Origin of the sequence: Streptomyces capitiformicae, from assembly GCF_002214185.1 — a bacterium.
Taxonomy (GTDB): domain Bacteria; phylum Actinomycetota; class Actinomycetes; order Streptomycetales; family Streptomycetaceae; genus Streptomyces; species Streptomyces capitiformicae.
In genome coordinates, this window is the sequence record NZ_CP022161.1 from 654,475 (window position 1) to 672,994 (window position 18,520).

An 18,520-nucleotide genomic window follows, 5' to 3' on the forward strand; every position below is an offset into this window, starting at 1 on the left:
GCGAGGGAGAGGCAATTGACAGTTCACGCTACCGGGTCGTCCGCGCGCTCTGAAGCAGGCAAAACTACCCGATAGTAGGGCTTTCTTCGCGGGGCTCGTGGTGCATACGGTTCCGATATGACGAACCCCAAGATCCACGGCACCGCCCCGCTCGACCTCGACGGCGATCTCGCGGCGCTGCGCGGCGACTGCGCCCGGATGGTGCCGCACTGGGCGGCCCCCGCGAAGGTCATTACGGCTCCGGTGTCCCCTTCGCTCATTCATGGGGTGAAGGTGCCTGCGACTTCCGCGCGGCTCGTGGACGCGATGTCCGACTACGGCGACTGAGGGCACGGGCCCGGCTCTACGGCTCGAACAGGGAACCATCGGCTCCTCCGTCGCGTCCCATCGCTGTCCCCCGTATAGGGGATGCGGTGTACGACCAGCCGAAGGAGCGATGCGGTGAACTCCGAGCGACCCGACAACCCCGAGAACCCGGACGAGGGCCCCGAGCCCGACGCCACCGAGGAGATCAGGGCTGCCGGGGATGACGCCAGCGAGCCCGGCACGACCGCCGAGTCCGGCACGACCGCCGAGCCTGTCTCGACCGCCGAGCCTGTCTCGGCCGAGGCCGACGAAGCCGAGAAGACGGACGAGTCCGGCGAGTCCGACGAGACGGATGAGACCGGCGAGGCCGCCGCGGTCACGGGGAGTGACGCGGATGACGGTGACGCATCCGAGGACGGCGATCGTGGGCAAGTCGTCGAGGTCGGCGGAGGCGCCGAGCCACCGCGTCGGCGGCGTTCGCGGGTGGCTGTCGTGTCGATGGCTGTGGCGGTGCTGCTCGTCGGGGGTGGTGGGGCGTACCTCGCCACTACCGCTTCCAGCGGATCCGGTGGTTCCGGTGGTTCCAGTTCTCCGGGCGGCGACGGCACTCCCCCGCCGCTGGCGCTCGACGGCTACACCGAGGGTGGTGTGAACGGCATAGCCCCGGGTGAGCCGAACCCCAACGGTGTGACCTATCGTGCGGGCGGCGAGCTGCCCGACGGTCCCGGCTCGGCGCCCGTGTACACGGTCAAGGGTGAGGTGACGGCCGCCGAGGTGGCCCGGCTCGCGAAGGCGCTCGGCGTGGAGGGCACACCCGTGGCCGAGGGCGAGATCTGGCGGGTCGGGAGCGTGGGGGACGATTCGGGACCGACTCTCCAGGTCAACAAGCAGTCGCCGGGGGCCTGGACGTTCAGCAAGTTCGCGGCGGGCACCGACAACTGCAAGAAGGGCGCCGTCTGCGCCTTCGGCACCACGACCGGGGCCGGCGATCCCGTGAGCGAGGCGGTGGCCAAGAAGGCGGCGGCCCCGGTGCTCAAGGCCGCCGGCCAGGACGACGCCAAGCTCGACGCCTCCCAACTCCTCGGCGCCGTACGGGTGGTGAACGCCGATCCCGAGATCGGCGGGCTGCCCACGTACGGCTGGGCGACCGGCATCCAGGTCGGCGCCGACGGTCAAGTGGTCGGCGGCAGCGGCAACGTCAAGTCGCCGGTGAAGAGCGACACGTATCCCGTGGTCGACGCGGAGCGGGCGCTGGAGCTGATGAACGACTCCGGGCAGGAGATCGGCCCGGAGCCGTTCACGACGGCCTCGACGTCGGAGGCCGTGACGGTCGAGAAGGCGGTGTTCGGGCTGGCCTCGCACCAGGTGGGCGGCCGGCCGGCGCTGGTGCCGTCCTGGATGTTCGAGGTACGGCCGAAGGGTGCCGCGGAGAGCTACACGGTGACGCATCCGGCGATCGACCCCGAGTACCTGGCCTCCCCCGAGCCTCGGTCGGAGCCGACCGAGGCACCGGCCGACCCGGACGAGCCGACCACGGACCCGGCCTCGCGGGACGTCGAGATCCAGGGCTACACGGTCGACGGCGACAAGCTGACCGTGACCTTCTGGGGCGGGGTGTGCAGCGACTACTCGGCCTCGGTGACCGAGGAGGACGGCAAGGTGACGGTCACCGTGACCGAGACCCCCTGGGAGGACAAGGTCTGCATCCTGATCGCCAAGGCGGTCGAGCGGACCGTGGAGCTGGACCAGCCGCTCGGCGACCGCGAGGTGGTCGGGTCGGACGGCAAGAAGATCCCGCAGGGCGGGATCTCGGAGCTGGAGCCGCAGTAACGGCTGACACGTGCACGAAGGCGGCGTCCCCGTCGGAGGGGGACGCCGCCTTCGTATGACGCCGCCTTCGTATGACGCCGCCTTCGTATGCGTAGCGCTACGGGATGTGCGGGGGCTCAGCTGAAGGAGTCGCCGCAGGCGCAGGAGCCCGTCGCGTTCGGGTTGTCGATCGTGAAGCCCTGCTTCTCGATGGTGTCGACGAAGTCGATGGACGCGCCGCCCAGGTAGGGAGCGCTCATACGATCGGTGACGACCTTGACACCGCCGAAGTCCTTGACGACGTCACCGTCGAGGGAACGCTCGTCGAAGAAGAGCTGGTAGCGCAGACCGGAGCAGCCGCCGGGCTGAACGGCGACGCGCAGCGCCAGATCGTCACGGCCTTCCTGGTCGAGCAGGGCCTTGACCTTCGCCGCGGCGGCGTCGGACAGGATGATGCCGTCGGTGACGGTGCTGGTCTCGTCCGATACGGACATCTACATCTCTCCCGGGTTGTACGGAGACTGCTTGCTGACGAGTGCAACCGGCGGGGCCGTGGATTCATTCCGGACGGAGCACATGTCTTTGGGTCTTCGGTTGGGCTTCTTTCATGCTCGCACATGCGCCGGAGTGTCGACAGAAGCCTGTGGACAAGCCTGCGGGTTTCGCAAGCCTTCGGGTTTCGCAAGCCTTCGGGATTCACGTCACATCGACACTATGACCATCGTCAACGTGACGCGAAGCGGTTATGATAGATAGCGTCATTTCGACGAAAAGGCTTAGCCCGTATGTCCCGCCGGCCCTCCCCGGGCCGGCGAGCCGCAGAACAGAAAGGGTGTGTGTCGTGACCACCGCCCAGACCCAGGAGCTCGACGTACAGCCGACGCCCCTCGCCCTGCTGCTGCTCGGCCGTGAGGCCGACCCGAGGAGCGAGCGCGGTGTCGAGTGTCCCGGCGACCTCCCCTCCCCCTCCGACCCCGACCTGGTGGAGCGCGCCCGCGCGGCCAAGGAGAAGCTCGGGGACAAGGTCTTCGTGCTCGGCCACCACTACCAGCGCGACGAGGTCATCCAGTTCGCGGACGTCACGGGCGACTCCTTCAAGCTGGCCCGGGACGCGGCGGCGCGGCCCGAGGCGGAGTACATCGTGTTCTGCGGTGTGCACTTCATGGCCGAGTCGGCGGACATCCTGACCTCCGACGACCAGAAGGTGGTCCTGCCGGATCTGGCGGCGGGCTGTTCGATGGCGGACATGGCGACGGCCGAGCAGGTCGCCGAGTGCTGGGACGTGCTCACCGAGGCCGGGATAGCCGAGCAGGTCGTGCCCGTCTCGTACATGAACTCCTCCGCCGACATCAAGGCGTTCACCGGTAAGCACGGTGGCACGATCTGCACCTCCTCGAACGCGAAACGGGCCCTGGACTGGGCCTTCGAGCAGGGGGAGAAGGTGCTGTTCCTGCCGGACCAGCATCTGGGGCGGAACACCGCGGTGCGGGACATGGGGATGTCGCTCGACGACTGTGTCGTCTACAACCCGCACAAGCCGGGTGGGGGCGTCACCGTCGAGCAGCTGCGGGCCGCGAAGATGATTCTTTGGCGGGGGCACTGCTCGGTGCACGGGCGCTTCAGCCTGGAGTCGGTCGAGGACGTGCGGGCCCGGATTCCCGGCGTGAATGTCCTGGTCCACCCCGAGTGCAAGCACGAGGTCGTGGCGGCGGCGGACTATGTCGGCTCGACCGAGTACATCATCAAGGCTCTGGAGGCCGCGCCCGCCGGGTCCAAGTGGGCCATCGGGACCGAGCTGAACCTGGTCCGCCGTCTGGCGAACCGTTTCGCTCCCGAGGGCAAGGAGATCGTGTTCCTCGACAAGACGGTCTGCTTCTGCTCCACCATGAACCGCATCGACCTGCCCCACCTGGTCTGGACCCTGGAGTCGCTGGCCGAGGGCACCCTCGTCAACCGCATCGAGGTCGACAAGGAGACGGAGGCGTTCGCGAAGCTGGCGCTTGAGCGGATGCTGGCGTTGCCGTAACGCTCGCGCTGTGCGTACGCCGATGGGGTGCCCCTCTTGGTGAGGGGCACCCCGTTTGTTCGCGGCCGTAGAGGATCTTCGGGTGCGGATTCGTCGTGGCTGGTCGCGCAGTTCCCCGCGCCCCTGGGCGGGACGGCCCTTACACGCCCGCCGGCTCCGGGGACTCCGGCTCCGGCTCCGTCGCCTTGGTCGGCGCACCCGCCCTCTTCGCGGCCTTCTTCTTCGCGCGGCGTTCCTTCCGGAGTTCCACCATCGCGTAGAGGGTCGGGACCAGCAGCAGCGTCAGCAGGGTCGAGGTGATCAGGCCGCCGATGACGACCACCGCCAGGGGCTGGGCGATGAAGCCGCCCTCGCCGGTGATGCCCAACGCCATGGGCAGGAGGGCGAAGATGGTCGCCAGGGCCGTCATCAGGATCGGGCGGAGGCGGTGGCGGCCGCCCTCGATGACCGCCTCGACGGTGCTGTAGCCCTGTCGGCGGTACTGGTTGATCAGGTCGATCAGGACGATCGCGTTCGTCACCACGATGCCGATCAGCATCAGCATGCCGATCATCGCGGGAACGCCCATCGGCGTGCCGGTGATCACCAGCAGGCCGAGTGCGCCCGTGGCCGCGAACGGGATCGAGACCAGCAGGATCAGCGGCTGGATCAGGGACCGGAAGGTCGCGACCAGCAGCATGAAGACGATCGCGATCGCCGCGAGCATCGCGAGGCCCAGCGAGGCGAAGGCCTCGTCCTGGTCCGAGGAGACGCCGCCGATCTCGGCCGTGGCGCCCGCGGGGAGTTTGAGAGCGTCCAGCTTGGCCGTGAGGTCCGTGCTGATCGCGCCCGTGTTGTCGCCCTTGGGCTTCGCCGTGATCGTCGCGGCCCGCTGACCGTCGATACGGGTCATGGAGACCGGGCCGTCCACGAGCTCGACGGTCGCGACGTCGCCCAGCTTCACCGCGCCGAGGGGCAGGTCCTTCAGCTCGTCCAGCGTCTCGGCGGGGTTCGCCGACCTGATGACGACGTCCCGCTCGGTGTCGTCGAGGACGGCCCGCCCGCTGGTCGTACCGCGGACGGCCTGGGCGACGGCCGCGCCGAGGGTCTGGTCGTCGAAGCCGGCCGCGGCCGCCTTGTCGTTGGCCTTGACCGAGATACGGGGCACGCTCTGGGCCAGGTCGCTGGTCACGTCGGTGACGTTGTCCATGGTCGAGACCACGTCACGGACCTGGTCCGCCGCCTTGCGCAGCACCTCGGCGTCGGCGGACTTCACCACAACGCTCAGGTTCTGGTTGCCGAAGCCGTCACCGGCCGCGATGGTCGTCGTACCGATGCCGGAGAGCTTCCTCAGGCCCGCCTCGATGCGGTCCTGGACGTCCGCGGCGGACGCCGAGTCGTCCAGCATGACGCTGTACGAGGCCCCGTTGGAGCCCGTGCCGCCGCCGAAGGCCGCCATGAAGCCGGAGGAGCCGACGGTGACCTGGTAGTCCTTGACGCCCTTGGTGTCGGCGAGCAGCTTCTCGACCTTCTGCGTCTGCTCGTCCGTCGCCGCGAGGCTGGTGCCGGGCTTCAACTCCTGCTTGACGCTGAGGACTTCCTGGTCGCCCGGGTCGAAGAAGTTCGTCTTCAGCAGCGGGGCCATGGCGAACGTGCCGATCAGGACGACGACCGCGATGGCCACGCTCGTCAGCCGGCGCCGCGTGGCGAAGCGCAGGACGGGGACGTAGAAGCGCTGGAGGCGGCTCTTCGCCTCCTTCTCCTCCGCCTGTCGGCGGGCTTCCTCGGCGTCCCCGGGCGTGCCCTTGGGCGCGCGCAGGAACCAGTACGACAGGACCGGGACGACCGTCAGTGAGACGAGGAGGGAGGCCAGCAGGGCCGCCGTCACCGTCAGCGAGAAGCTGCCGAACAGCTCGCCCACCATGCCGCCGGTCAGGCCGATCGGGAGGAAGACGGCGACCGTCGTCAGCGTGGAGGACGTGACCGCGCCGGCGACCTCACGGACCGCCTTGAGGATGGCCTCCTGGCGCTCCTCGCCGTAGCCGAGGTGGCGCTTGATGTTCTCCAGGACGACGATCGAGTCGTCGACGACGCGGCCGACGGCGATGGTCAGCGCGCCCAGCGTCAGCATGTTGAGGGAGAGGTCACGGGTCCACAGCACGATCAGGGCCAGCACCACCGACAGCGGGATCGACACCGCGGTGACGAGGGTCGAACGGATCGACGCCAGGAAAACGAGGATGACCAGGACCGCGAAGACCAGGCCCAGCGCGCCCTCGGTCGTCAGACCGTCGATGGACTTGGAGACCGCCGGGCCCTGGTCGCTGACCACGGTGACGGTGGCTCCGGGGCCCACGTCCCGGCGCATCTCGGACAGCTTGTCCTCGACGGCCTCGGAGATGGCGACCGCGCTGCCGTCCCGGTCCATGGTGACCATGACCGCGAGGCTGGGCTTGCCGTTCGTACGGGTGATGGACTCGGCCTTGGCCTCCTCCTCCTTGACCGTGGCGACGTCGGCGAGGCGTACGGGCTCCTTGGCGCCCTCGCCCCCGCCCTCGCCCTGGCCGCGGACCATCAGGTCCTCGATCTGCTGCAGCGAGGTGAAGCCGCCGCCGACCTGGACGGTGCGGTTGGCGCCGTCCTCGTCGAAGGAGCCCGCGGGGACGGTGACGCCACCGGCCTGGAGGGCCTGGGAGAGGGCCATCGTGGTCAGGCCCGCCTTCGCCAGCTTCGCGTCGTCGGGCGTGACGGTGATCTGGACGTCCCGTACGCCGTCGATGGTGACCTGGCCGACGCCGTCGATGTCCTCCAGGGTGGGGACAATGGTGCGGTCGATCCGGTCGGCGAGGGCCTGCTGGTCGTCACCGGAGGACACGGCGAGGACCACGGTGGGCATGTCGTCCGTCGAGCCCGCGATGACCTGCGGGTCCACGTCGTCCGGGAGCTGGGTCCGGGCGCGGTTGACGGCCTGCTGGACGTCGGCGACCAGCTGCTTGGTGTCGGGGCCGTAGTCGAAGGACGCCATGATCACGGCGTTGCCCTCGCTGGCGGTGGAGGTGAAGCCCGTGATGCCGTCGACGGCTTCGAGGCTGTCCTCGATGGGCTCGACGACCTGCTTCTCGACCACGTCCGGGGACGCGCCCTGGTACGGCGCGAGCACGGACACCATGGGCAGTTCGATGGTGGGCAGCAGTTGCTGCTTGAGCTGGGGTATCGCGATCGCCCCGAAGGCGAGCGCGATGATCGACATCAGACCGACGAGGGCCCGTTGTGCGAGGCTGAACCGAGACAGCCAGGACATGGGTGACCCGATCTCTCTTCTGTGGCGTGGGCGGACGACGAGCGCGTGCGCACATATGTGGCCTGTATTGCCCATGTGACGCAGATGTGAGCGCTCACTCATACCCTGGGCCATCAAGGCCCTCGATCCGTCGCCTCCCAGGGCCATTTCCTTATCCCGCGCCTACTCCGTTGGGTGTAGGCCCGGGCGGAGTTCAGTCCACCCTTGGGCGTACCAGTCCCGACTCGTAGGCGAATACCACCAGTTGGGCGCGGTCGCGGGCGCCGAGTTTCGCCATGGCCCGGTTGACGTGCGTCTTCACCGTCAGCGGGCTGACCTCCAGACGCTCGGCGATCTCGTCGTTGGAGTGCCCTCCGGCGACCTGCACGACCACCTCGCGCTCGCGGCTCGTCAAGGTGGCGAGCCGCTCGGAGCGGGCCGTGTCACCGCCCTCGCCGCCGCCAGCCGAGTCGTCCGGCTGGGCGAGGAACCGGGCGATCAGACCCTTGGTCGCGGCGGGCGAGAGCAACGCCTCGCCGCCGGCGGCGATCCGGATCGCGTTCAGCAGTTCCTCCGGCTCGGAACCCTTGCCGAGGAAGCCGGAGGCGCCGGCGCGCAGCGACTGCACGACGTAGTCGTCGACCTCGAAGGTGGTGAGGATGACGACGCGTACGTGGGCGAGGGCCGGATCCGCGCTGATCAGGCGGGTGGCGGCCAGGCCGTCCGTGCCGGGCATCCGGATGTCCATCAGTACGACGTCGGCGCGCGCCTCCTTGGCCACCCGCACCGCCTCCGCCCCGTCCGAGGCCTCCCCCACGACCTCCATGTCCGCCTCGGAGTCGACGAGCACCCGGATGGCGCTGCGCAGCAGGGCCTGGTCGTCGGCGAGCAGGACACGGATGGTCATATGGGGTCCCCCGGGGTCACGGATGCAGGGCCTTCACGTCGGCACGGCTTTCACGGCTTTCACGGCTGCACGCGGCTTACGGTCGTACGGTCTCTTCGGTGGTCGTCGGTCGGCTCTGGAGCGGCAGGATCGCATGGACGCGGAAGCCGCCTCCGTAGCGGGGGCCGGTGGTGAGGGTGCCGCCGAGGGCGCTGACGCGTTCGCGCATGCCGAGGAGGCCGTGGCCGCCGCCGTCGCCCTTGCTCTTGCTCTCGCTCTCGCTCTCGCCGGGCCCGGTGCCGTCGTGTCCGGCGCCGTTGTCGAGGACGGTGATCTCCATGTTCGGGCCTACGCGTACGACGCTGACCTCGGCCTTCGCTTGCTGGCCCGCGTGCTTGCGCACATTGGTGAGGGCTTCCTGGATGACCCGGTACGCGGCGAGGTCGACGGCGGCCGGGAGGGCGGTGTGCTGGTCGGCGCAGGCGACCTCGACCGCGAGGCCCGCACTGTGGAAGGTGCCGACGAGTTCGCCGAGCCGTTCCAGGCCGGGGGCGGGTTCGGTGGGGGCCTCGGGGTCGCCGGACTGGCGGAGCAGGCCGACCGTGGCGCGGAGTTCGTTGAGGGCGGAGCGGCTGGCCTCGCGGACGTGGGCGAGGGCCTCCTTGGCCTGGTCGGGGCGCTTGTCCATGACGTGGGAGGCGACTCCGGCCTGGACGTTGACGAGGGCGATGTGGTGGGCGACGACGTCGTGCAGGTCACGGGCGATACGGAGGCGTTCCTCGGCGACGCGGCGGCGGGCCTCCTCCTCGCGGGTGCGTTCCGCGCGTTCCGCGCGTTCGCGGATGGCGTCGACGAAGGCTCGGCGGCTGCGGACCGCGTCGCCGGCCGCCGCGGCCATGCCGGTCCAGGCGAAGATGGCGACGTTCTCCTGGTCGTACCAGGGATAGGGGCCGACCAGCATGGCCGTGCCGGTGAGGACCGTCATCGTGAGCAGGCCGACGCGCCAGGTGGTGGGGCGGTCCCTGGTGGAGGCGACGGTGTAGAGGGCGATGACGGTGGCCATCACGACGGGGGCTCGGGGGTCGCCGGCGATCAGTGCGACCTCGGTGAGGGCGGAGGTGGCCGCCAGTACGGGCATGGGGGCGCGGCGGCGGGCGGTCAGGACCGCGGCGGCGAGAACCATGAGGGTGATGCCGAGGGTGTCGGGGGTGCGGGTGCCCCACTTGTCGCCGTGTTCGGCGTGGGGGTCGATGTGGGAGCGGGCCACCATGCAGACGAGGACGCCGAGGGCGAGGGTGGCGTCCAGCGCGAGGGGGTGCGCTGTCAGGAAGGTCCTGGCTCGGTGGAGGATGCTCACGGGGGTTCACGGTACGGGGTTCTTCGCCCGCGCCGTGAGGCTGCGCCGCTGAGCCGGGCGCCTTGGAGTTCGGAGGGTTGGGTTCGTTGGCGGGCGCGGGGGGTGGGGCTTGTCGCGCCCACGCGGCGGAGCCGCACATCGGCGCAGCCCCGCGCCCCTGAAAAGCAGGGGCTGCGCCCCGCTTTCAGCGGCCCGCAGGGCCGTGTCTTTCAGGGGCGCGGGGAACTGCGCGACAGGCCCCCACGAACCCGCACCCGCCAACGAACCCAAACCCCCGAGCTCTCCCGCGCGAGGGAACGGGTCACCCGGGGATCAGGCCGTCGCCGCTCAGCATGGTCCTGACTTCCTCCAGGGTCGCGTCGGGGGCCGGGAGGATCAATTCGGAGGGTTCCAGGGAGTCGTCCGGGAGCGGGGTGCCCAGGGCTCGGACCTTGTCGAGGAGGGCGTGGAGGGTGTGGCGGAAGCCGGGGCCGTCGCCGTTCTCCATTTCCGCCAGGAGTTCGTCGTCCAGCTTGTTCAACTCGGCGAAGTGGCTGTCGGCCAGCTTCACCTGCCCCTCCCCCATGATCCGTACGATCATGTCGCCCTCCTCAGGCGTGGGACCCAACGGTGTGTACTACTGCTTGTCGAAGCGGGGGGTGTCCTGCTGCTGGGACTGCTGCTGGGCGGAGCCCTGGCCGGTGCCGCCCTCGATGGCCTGCTGCTGCGCGGAGGGGCCGCCGGCCAGCTCCGCCTTCATGCGCTGGAGCTCCAGCTCGACGTCCGTACCACCGGAGAGGCGGTCCAGCTCGGCCTGGATGTCGTCCTTGTGCATACCGGAGGGGTCGTCGAGGGCGCCGGAGGCGAGGAGCTCGTCGATGGCGCCGGCGCGGGCCTGGAGCTGCGCGGTCTTGTCCTCGGCGCGCTGGATGGCGAGGCCGACGTCACCCATCTCCTCGGAGATGCCGGAGAAGGCCTCACCGATGCGGGTCTGGGCCTGGGCGGCGGTGTACGTGGCCTTGATCGTCTCCTTCTTCGTACGGAAGGCGTCGACCTTGGCCTGAAGGCGCTGGGCGGCGAGGGTGAGCTTCTCCTCCTCGCCCTGGAGGGTGGAGTGCTGCGTCTCCAGGTCCGTCACCTGCTGCTGGAGCGCGGCGCGCCGGGAGAGCGCCTCGCGGGCCAGGTCCTCCCGGCCGAGCGCGAGCGCCTTGCGGCCCTGGTCCTCCAGCTTGGAGGACTGGGACTGGAGCTGGTTGAGCTGCAGTTCGAGGCGCTTGCGCGACGTGGCGACGTCGGCGACGCCGCGCCGCACCTTCTGGAGCAGCTCCAGCTGCTTCTGATACGAGTAATCGAGGGTCTCGCGCGGGTCCTCGGCCCGGTCAAGGGCCTTGTTCGCCTTCGCGCGGAAGATCATCCCCATACGCTTCATGACACCGCTCATGGGCTTCGCGCGCCCCCTTCTGACGGACTCCAGCTCACAGGTCTGCGACAGAACCCACAGTACGGGCCCTGCATCCATTACCGCACTGTTCGGGGACGGATGCGCTCATCCCCAAGGACGACTGTGCGCGGCACTGATCCGGCGTAGGGAGTAGGTGTCTCCCGGGGTTACGTACGGGCCGCCCCCCGGAAAACCTCAGATCCCCCACGGGCGAACCCCTACCGCCCTCTCCCTTCCACAGGGTTTCCAGCCACCTTCGCCCCCGTTCTGTCACCGGCACAGACGCCGGGTGTTGCCGGATCGTTCCCCACTCTGCTGGGGTCCATGCCCTGGTACCCCGTACCCTTGGGTTTTGTGTTTCGTAGCCGCGCCAAGAGCGAGAAGGACACGGCCGCCGACAAGGCGCCGGTGACCGACTCCAAGCAGACCCGTGACCCGCAGGCCCCCAAGGGGCGGCCCACCCCCAAGCGGAGTGAGGCCCAGTCCCAGCGTCGGAGCGTGGCCAACACGCCGACGACGCGCAAGGAGGCCGCCAAGCGCTCCCGCGACGAGCGCCGCGCCGCGCTGGAGAAGCAGCGCCAGGCGCTGGCCACCGGTGACGAGCGCTATCTGCCCGCGCGGGACAAAGGCCCGGTGCGCAGGTTCGCCCGTGACTATGTGGACTCCCGCTTCCACATCGCGGAGTTCTTCCTGCCGCTGGCCGTGCTCATCCTCGTGCTGAGCATGGTGCAGGTGGCGGCGCTGCAGAACATCGCGCTGCTGCTGTGGCTCTTCGTGATCATCCTGATCGTCGTCGACTCGATCGGTCTCGGGATCCGGCTGAAGAAGCAGCTGAACACCCGCTTCCCGAACGAGAACAAGAAGGGCGCCGTCGCCTACGCCCTGATGCGCACCCTCCAGATGCGTCGCCTTCGGCTGCCGAAGCCGCTGGTCAAGCGCGGAGAGCGGCCCTGAGCACGACGACGTTCTCCGGGGGTGCGGCCGAGGCCTGGCTCAAACGACTGGGGACGTTGCGTGAGGTCGTACGGCAGGAACTGGTGTCCCGCCAGGTCGACGAGCAGATAGCCGGACGCTTCCCCGTCGGGCAGCGGCTGCGGGTGCTCGACGTCGGTATGGGGCAGGGGACGCAGGCGCTGCGGCTGGCCCGGGCCGGGCACCAGGTGACCGGTCTCGAGCGCGAGACGAAGCTGATCGCCGTGGCCCGGGAGGCGCTGGCCGCCGAGCCCGAGGGCATCCGGGGGCGGATGCGGATCGTCGAGGGCGACGGGCGGGACACGGGGGTGCACTTCCTGCCGGGCAGCTTCGATGTGGTGCTCTGCCATGGCGTGCTGATGTACGTCGAGGAGCCCGATGCGCTGCTGGCCGGGCTGGCTCGGATGCTGGCGCCCGGGGGGCTGTTGTCGCTGCTGGTGCGCAACGGTGACGCGCTGGCGATGCGGGCGGGGCTGGCCGGGGACTGGGCGGGGGCGTTGGCCGCGTTCGACACGACCGCGTATCGGAATCGGCTCGGGCTCGATGTGCGGGCGGACCGACTGGGGGCGTTGACGGATACGCTCGCGGGGATCGGGGCGCCGCTGCATGCGTGGTACGGGGTGCGGGTGTTCACGGATCTGGCCGCGGACGACGCGGTTGTTCCTGAGGGGCCCGGGGATCTGGAGGCGTTGCTCGCGGCGGAGGAGCGGGCCGGGCGGACGGATCCTTATCGGCAGGTGGCGGCGTTGTTGCACCTGTGCGGGGTGCGGGGCTGAGTTTTCTCGCCCCCGCCGCCCCTACCCGTCCCTCCCCCACTCTTACCCGTCCCTCCCCCACTCTCGGGTGCGGGCGGGTGGGGGCTGGTCGCGCCCACGCGGCGGAGCCGCACATCGACACAGCCCCGCGCCCCTGAAGGGGCGCGGGGAACTGCGCGAGCGACCACACATCACCCGCAGCCGCCCACGATTCCGCGCCCCCGAGCTCTCCCGCGGGGTTTCAGGGCGGAGCCCCGTGTCTAAACCCCGCCCCCCGCGGAGCGGCTACGCGTCCGCCGCATGCAGGCTCATCGGGCCGTAGATCTCCGTCGTGTCCTCGAAGAGGCGGACCTGGTCGGCGCCGCCGTCCAGGAGGGCCCGCCAGTGTTCGCCGATCCAGGACTCGGCGTCGCCCTGGGTGGTGAACTCCTCGGGCTGGACCGCGGGCTGGACCTCCGCCCCGTCGGCCTTCTCGAACCGCCACATCCATGCCGCCATGTGAGCCTCCGTAAGTACCGGCCCGGCACCGCACACACAGTGACCGAGCAAGATCCGGTTCCCTCTGAGCCTAGTCGGACGCGCAAGACCTGCGGGTGTTCATGGGGACACGGGAAAATCGGGGGTGTGGAACTGACTTTGCTCGGCACCGGTGCCCCCGCGGGGCTGCCCCGCCCCGACTGTCCGTGTGCGGCGTGTGCGACCGCGCTCGGTGTGGCCGCGCGGGGGGCGACCGCGGTGCTTGTGGATGGCACGTTGTTGCTCGACCTGACGCCCGGTGCCGCTCTCGCGGCCGCGCGGGCCGGGCACTCGCTGGCCGGGGTGCGGCAGGTACTGCTGTCGCATCCGCATGACGGGCCCGCGCTGGAGGTGCCGGCCGGGGTGCCGCAGCCGGGGCGGGTGCCGGACGGGCGGGAACTGGCGCTGCTCACCGGGCACCGGGTGCGGGCGCTGGCGCTGGACGCGCCGGGGACGGGGTACGCGGTGACCGGGCCGAGTGGGCAGCGGGTGCTGTATCTGCCGCCGGGGGGTGCGCCCGCCGGGGTGGAGGACCAGGAGGGAGTAGAGCCGTACGACATGGTCGTCGTCGATGTCCTGGGGCGGCCCGACGCGCTGGCGAGGTTGCGGGCCGTGAGGGCCGTCGGGGCGACCACCGATGTCATCGCCGTGCACATCGACCATGACGTGCCACCGGGCGGCGAGTTGACGCGACGGCTCGCCGCGGTGGGGGCGCGTGCCGTGCCGGACGGGACGACGTTGACGGTGGGTGTGTACGAGGACGTACCGGATGTGCCTCGGCGCACGCTGGTGCTCGGTGGGGCTCGGTCGGGGAAGTCGGTGGAGGCCGAGCGGCGGCTGGAGGCGTTTCCGGACGTGCTGTACGTGGCCACCGGCGGGCTGCGGGGCGGGGACACGGAGTGGGCCGCGCGGGTCGCCGCCCATCGTGAGCGGCGGCCCGGGTCCTGGCGCACCGTCGAGACCTGTGACCTCGTACCGCTGTTGAAGGACGACGACGGCGCGCCGCTGCTCATCGACTGTCTGTCGCTGTGGCTGACGGATGTCATGGACGCGGTGGAGGCCTGGGACGACGCGGAGTGGGCGGGGGGCGGAGAGCGTGCGCTCCGGGCGCGGGTGAGCGAGCTGGCCGAGGCCGTGCGGCACACCCGCCGTACCGTCGTCGCCGTCTCCAACGAGGTGGGGTCGGGCATCGTGCCGGCCACCGCCTCCGGGCGGCGTTACCGCGACGAACTCGGGCGGCTGAACGCGGCGTTCGCGGCGGAGTGCGAGCACGTGCTGCTGGTGGTGGCGGGCCAGGCACTGCCCCTACGGGGCTGAGGAGCCCTACGGGGCTGAGGGGGCGGCCGGGAGTGTTGTGCGGCGCGCGAGGATGCGGTGGGCGCGGGGCGGGAAGGGCGCGCAGGCCCGCGTGGCGATCACCTGATAGCCCTGGGCCTCCAGTTCGGCGAGCAGGTTGCGTGGGGGCATGAGGTGGAGGGGGCGCGGTCTGTCGTGCGTCTTCCGGGGCCACCACCGGCCGTGCGGCAGGGTGCCGAACGGGCGGGCGGGGTCCGGGACTTCGACGAGGAGGTGGCCGTCGGGGCGCAGGACGGTGCGGGCGGCGCGGAGCTCCTCGCGGGGGTCGGTGGTGTGTTCCAGGTGGTGGAACATGCTGACCACGTCGTAACGGGCGCGCAGCCGGGCGGCGATCGCCGGGTCAGTGAGCAGGCCCTGGTGCGCCTCCTCGATCCGCCCGGCCGCCCGCGCCCGTTCGACGCGTTCCGTCGGGTCGAGGCCGTCGAAGGCGGTGTACGGGTGGACCTCGCGCGCGGTCTCCGGGAAGTGGCCGAGTCCGGTGCCGACGTCGAGCCAGCTCTCGGGCTCGGCGTACGGCAGCATCGCGCGCGCGGCGGCGCGGTGGTGCCGGCGGCGCAGGCGTCCGGCGGGGTTCGCGTGGATGTGGTCCTCGACGGGCTGCCGACGGTGCCACAGGAGCAGACCCTCGGGGGTGGGCCGGGGGTTCTGGAAGACGTGGGAGCAGTCCCGGCACTCGTCGACGGCGGCGTACGTGCTCGGCGTGCGCCGCTCCCCCTCCGGCGCGCGCACCCGCGTGCGCAACCTCCGCGAGCCGCACCAGGGGCAGTCGTCGCGGCGCGGTTCGTGGAAGGGATCGGGACCCGGGGCGAGTTGGCCGGGGTCCGGCCGCGGGGTGGAGGGCATGGCGGCTCCTGGGGGCGACGGCGACGCACGTGCGGACATTGGCCTCAAAAAGGTACGGAAGTGATCGGGCTCCCCGGTGCAATGACGTGCCGGTGGTGCGGTGAAGGCTTGGAACGCTGTGGGTCCCGGTGTGGCGCGGTCGTGTTCGATCGCTGCCGGTACTGTTCGGCGAATGAGCTCGCTTAATCTCGACGACTTCACCGATCTGATCGAGCGCCCCGACGGTGGGGTGCGCCGCGATGCCGAGGCGCGGCGGGAGCGGCAGATCGTGCCGCCCGGGGCGCTGGGCCGCCTCGACGACCTGGGTGAGTGGCTGGCGGCGGCGCAGTCGGCCGTACCGGTGCGGCCGATCCGACAGGCCCGGGTGCTCTTGTTCGCGGGCGACCACGGCGTGGCCGGACTCGGCGTCTCCGCGCGGGCCGCGGGCACCGCCGACCAACTGGTGCGGGCCGTGCTCGACGGAAGCAGCCCGGTGTCGGTGCTCGCCCGGCGGCTCGACGTACCCGTGCGCGTGGTGGACCTGGCGCTCGACTGCGACCCGGAGTCGCTGCCCGAGGAGGTGGTACGGCATCGGGTGCGGCGCGGGTCCGGACGGATCGATGTCGAGGACGCGCTGACGATCGAGGAGGCGGAGGCCGCGTTCCGGGTGGGCGTCGCACTCGCGGACGAGGAGGCCGACTCCGGGACCGACCTCGTCGTCCTCGGTGATGTGAGCGTCGGGGGGACCACGGTGGCGGCGGTGCTCGTCGCCGGGCTGTGCGGGACCGACGCGTCCGTCGTCACCGGGCGGGGCGGTCGGGCGATCGACGATCTGACGTGGATGCGGAAGTGCGCGGCCGTGCGGGACACTCTGCGGCGGGCCCGGCCGGTGCTCGGTGATCAGCTGACGCTGCTGGCGACCGTGGGTGGGGCGGATCTCGCGGCCATGACCGGGTTCCTGCTGCAGAGCGCGGTGCGGAAGATGCCGGTGATCCTGGACGGGGTCGTCTCGGCCGCGTGCGCGCTGGTGGCCCAGCGGGTGGCCTTCCGGGCGCCGGACTGGTGGCTCGCCGGGCAGGGCAGCGGGGAGCCGGCACAGGCCAAGGCGCTGGACCGGATGGCGATCGAGCCGCTGCTCGACCATGGGGTGAAGGTCGGGGAGGGGGCGGGGGCGTTGTTGGCGTTGCCGCTTGTCCAGGCCGCGGCGGCGTTGGCTGCGGAGCTTCCGGAGCGGGATGCCTTCGGCGAGGAGGCCGAGGAGAAGGTCAAGGTCGAGGAGTCGGTGATCGACGACCTGGATGCCACGTAGGGCTGCCACGGAGTTTTTCGCCCCCGCCGCCCCTACCCGTCCCATCCACGTCCCACCCAAGGGGCTGCGCCCCTTCGACCCCCATGGGTGCGTTGTCGGGTGCGGGTGCGTGGGGGCTGGTCGCGCCCACGCGGCGGAGCCGCACATCGACACAGCCCCGCGCCCCTGACGGGGCGCGGAGAGATTCAGATCACTCAGGTCTCACTCAACTTCGGCGTGTTCCGGTCGGTCTCCATGTTCATGAGAGAGGCCTTCGCTCGTTGGGCCCGTGTTGAGTGGGGGGCGTTGTACGGGGTCGTGCGGGCGGCTCTTGTGCGGCGGGGGGTGCGGGCGGTTCCGCTGACCGTCGGTGCCGTGTGTCTGACCGCCGTCCTTCACTTCGTGCACGGTCAGTCCTGGGGCCATCGGTTCGTCGAGAACGTCGGTGCCGTTCGCGTCGAGGATCCGCTCTGGCTCGCTCTGCTGCGCACCCCGCTCTCCCTTTTCGTACCGGCGCTGCATCTGCCCGTGTGGGGCGCGCTCGCGCAGATCCTGCTCGTGTTCGGGATCGCGGAGATCTGCCTCGGCCGATGGCGGATGCCGGCCCTCGCGTACGTCGCCACGCTGGCCGGCTCGCTGTACGCGCGCGTGGGCGTCGCGCTCGGCCCGGACGTCCCCTTGCTCGGGTTGCCCGCCTCGGACGCGCAGGTCGTGGACACCGGGCCGTCGGCGGCCGTGGTCGCGCTCGCCGTGTTCGTGGGGGTGCGTCACCGGGCTTGGGTGACGGCGGGGGCGGTGGTCGTGGCGATGGTCGTCGAGGTGCTGGTCAAGGAGAACCTCGCGGGCAAGGAGCATCTGGCGGCGATCGCGGCCGTGCTGGTGGTGTGCGGGGTCGTCGCGGTACGTCAGCGGCGGTCGGCCGGGGCGGACTCCCGCCCGGAGCCGGGGGCCGCGTCCGGGGTGCCGCCGATCCAGTCCTGAAGGCGGCGGCTCGGTCCGGCCCAGCGGCGGTCGTGGTGGTAAGCGCGCAGTCGGGCCTTGGCTCGGGCGCGGGGGCGGCGGCGGTAGAAGCGGCGGGCCCAGGCCGAGGTGGGGCGGGCCAGGCGGATCGCGCCGATGACGGCGATGACCGGGACGATCACGCCGAAGATGGCCATCCGTGCCTTGCCCTTGCTCAGCGCGATCAGGGCGATCAGGAAGTTCGTCCCGATGCTGAGCATGGCGGTCCCGCGGTCCTGGAGTTCGTCCTCGCTGAGGTCGTTGACGCCGAAGGGGAGGAAGCCGCTGAGGACCAGGCCGACCAGGGCCGCCGTCAGCACCACCACTTCGACGCTCTTGCGGCCCTGCTCGCTCCAGTAGACGTCGTGGAGGTGCAGGATCAGCGCGAACTCGTCCAGCACCAGTCCGGCGCCCATGCCGAACAGCGTGGCGGCGATCAGCGCGCCGAAGCCGTGCCCGTCGCTGGCGACTGAGCCGAAGCCGCCGACGATGGTGAGGAGGACACCGGGGACGACGTGGTGGATGTGCACGCCGCCGCTGCCGCTGATGTTGCGGAACGGCCCCTTGCCTGCCCGGATGAGACGGGTGATCAGCCGGGTGATGAGGAACGTCAGCACGAACGCGCTGAGCGCGAGGAGCAGCGGCAGTTTGCCCGGCTCGATGATGTTCCGCTCCCACCAGTGACCCATATGCGAACTTTATCCACGACCGCCCCTGGGAGCCGTCGAGCCCGCCCGGTACCCTGCGCC

Annotated in this window: 17 protein-coding genes; 8 read left to right on the forward strand and 9 right to left on the reverse strand. The window is 70.8% G+C overall.

The genetic code is table 11. From position 1 onward, the window contains the following. Positions 1–117: 117 nt before the first annotated feature. Positions 118–327 (forward strand): hypothetical protein, encoded by a 210-nt coding sequence (locus tag CES90_RS02840; RefSeq protein WP_189781634.1) that lies wholly within the window; start codon positions 118–120, stop codon positions 325–327. A gap of 114 nt (positions 328–441) precedes the next feature. Beyond that, positions 442–2,136 carry a hypothetical protein gene (locus tag CES90_RS02845; RefSeq protein WP_189781633.1) on the forward strand — a complete coding sequence of 565 codons (1,695 nt, stop codon included), beginning with the start codon at positions 442–444 and terminating at the stop codon, positions 2,134–2,136. A gap of 116 nt (positions 2,137–2,252) precedes the next feature. On the opposite strand, the gene CES90_RS02850 is transcribed toward CES90_RS02845, so the two are convergent. Beyond that, positions 2,253–2,609 (reverse strand): iron-sulfur cluster assembly accessory protein, encoded by a 357-nt coding sequence (locus tag CES90_RS02850; RefSeq protein WP_030582488.1) that lies wholly within the window; start codon positions 2,607–2,609, stop codon positions 2,253–2,255. Positions 2,610–2,956: 347 nt separating this feature from the next. On the opposite strand from CES90_RS02850, the gene nadA reads away from it, so the two are divergent. Then, complete coding sequence (nadA, locus tag CES90_RS02855; RefSeq protein WP_189781632.1) at positions 2,957–4,141, forward strand: quinolinate synthase NadA; 1,185 nt, start codon at positions 2,957–2,959, stop codon at positions 4,139–4,141. A gap of 139 nt (positions 4,142–4,280) precedes the next feature. Here nadA and CES90_RS02860 read toward each other — a convergent pair whose 3' ends face one another. The 5 genes from CES90_RS02860 to CES90_RS02880 form a co-directional block, all read right to left on the reverse strand. Continuing rightward, positions 4,281–7,421 (reverse strand): efflux RND transporter permease subunit, encoded by a 3,141-nt coding sequence (locus tag CES90_RS02860; protein WP_189781631.1) that lies wholly within the window; start codon positions 7,419–7,421, stop codon positions 4,281–4,283. A 193-nt stretch (positions 7,422–7,614) separates the two neighbouring features. Next, complete coding sequence (locus CES90_RS02865) at positions 7,615–8,307, reverse strand: response regulator (RefSeq protein ID WP_189781630.1); 693 nt, start codon at positions 8,305–8,307, stop codon at positions 7,615–7,617. A 76-nt stretch (positions 8,308–8,383) separates the two neighbouring features. Then, a complete protein-coding gene (locus CES90_RS02870) occupies positions 8,384–9,643 on the reverse strand; it encodes a sensor histidine kinase (protein WP_189781629.1) in 1,260 nt (419 codons plus the stop codon). A gap of 301 nt (positions 9,644–9,944) precedes the next feature. Then, positions 9,945–10,223: a PspA-associated protein PspAA gene (gene pspAA, locus CES90_RS02875; protein WP_189781628.1), complete on the reverse strand. Its 279-nt coding sequence runs from the start codon at positions 10,221–10,223 to the stop codon at positions 9,945–9,947. A gap of 36 nt (positions 10,224–10,259) precedes the next feature. After that, a complete protein-coding gene (locus CES90_RS02880; RefSeq protein WP_189781627.1) occupies positions 10,260–11,141 on the reverse strand; it encodes a PspA/IM30 family protein in 882 nt (293 codons plus the stop codon). A gap of 246 nt (positions 11,142–11,387) precedes the next feature. Between CES90_RS02880 and CES90_RS02885 the strand changes: the two genes are divergently transcribed. Beyond that, positions 11,388–12,017, forward strand: coding sequence for a DUF3043 domain-containing protein (locus CES90_RS02885; RefSeq protein ID WP_189781626.1), 630 nt, complete (start codon positions 11,388–11,390; stop codon positions 12,015–12,017). 83 nt (positions 12,018–12,100) lie between these two features. Next, complete coding sequence (locus CES90_RS02890; protein ID WP_189781883.1) at positions 12,101–12,811, forward strand: class I SAM-dependent methyltransferase; 711 nt, start codon at positions 12,101–12,103, stop codon at positions 12,809–12,811. Between the two features lie 264 nt (positions 12,812–13,075). Here the strand turns inward: CES90_RS02890 and CES90_RS02895 are convergent, their stop codons facing one another. Further along, entirely contained in the window at positions 13,076–13,288 is a 213-nt protein-coding gene (locus tag CES90_RS02895) for a hypothetical protein (RefSeq protein ID WP_189781625.1), read from the reverse strand. Between the two features lie 126 nt (positions 13,289–13,414). Between CES90_RS02895 and CES90_RS02900 the strand changes: the two genes are divergently transcribed. Further along, positions 13,415–14,623, forward strand: a complete 1,209-nt coding sequence (locus tag CES90_RS02900) for a bifunctional adenosylcobinamide kinase/adenosylcobinamide-phosphate guanylyltransferase (protein ID WP_189781624.1) — start codon at positions 13,415–13,417, stop codon at positions 14,621–14,623. Between the two features lie 6 nt (positions 14,624–14,629). On the opposite strand, the gene CES90_RS02905 is transcribed toward CES90_RS02900, so the two are convergent. Then, positions 14,630–15,505 carry a class I SAM-dependent methyltransferase gene (locus CES90_RS02905; protein WP_189781623.1) on the reverse strand — a complete coding sequence of 292 codons (876 nt, stop codon included), beginning with the start codon at positions 15,503–15,505 and terminating at the stop codon, positions 14,630–14,632. Between the two features lie 172 nt (positions 15,506–15,677). Between CES90_RS02905 and cobT the strand changes: the two genes are divergently transcribed. Together cobT and CES90_RS02915 are read left to right on the forward strand one after the other, a co-directional pair. Continuing rightward, positions 15,678–16,793, forward strand: coding sequence for a nicotinate-nucleotide--dimethylbenzimidazole phosphoribosyltransferase (gene cobT / locus CES90_RS02910; protein WP_189781622.1), 1,116 nt, complete (start codon positions 15,678–15,680; stop codon positions 16,791–16,793). A gap of 240 nt (positions 16,794–17,033) precedes the next feature. Next, positions 17,034–17,753 carry a hypothetical protein gene (locus CES90_RS02915; RefSeq protein ID WP_189781882.1) on the forward strand — a complete coding sequence of 240 codons (720 nt, stop codon included), beginning with the start codon at positions 17,034–17,036 and terminating at the stop codon, positions 17,751–17,753. On the opposite strand, the gene CES90_RS02920 is transcribed toward CES90_RS02915, so the two are convergent. After that, positions 17,678–18,460 carry a hypothetical protein gene (locus tag CES90_RS02920; protein ID WP_189781621.1) on the reverse strand — a complete coding sequence of 261 codons (783 nt, stop codon included), beginning with the start codon at positions 18,458–18,460 and terminating at the stop codon, positions 17,678–17,680. The two genes, CES90_RS02915 and CES90_RS02920, sit on opposite strands and share 76 nt — an antisense overlap. Positions 18,461–18,520 lie beyond the last annotated feature (60 nt).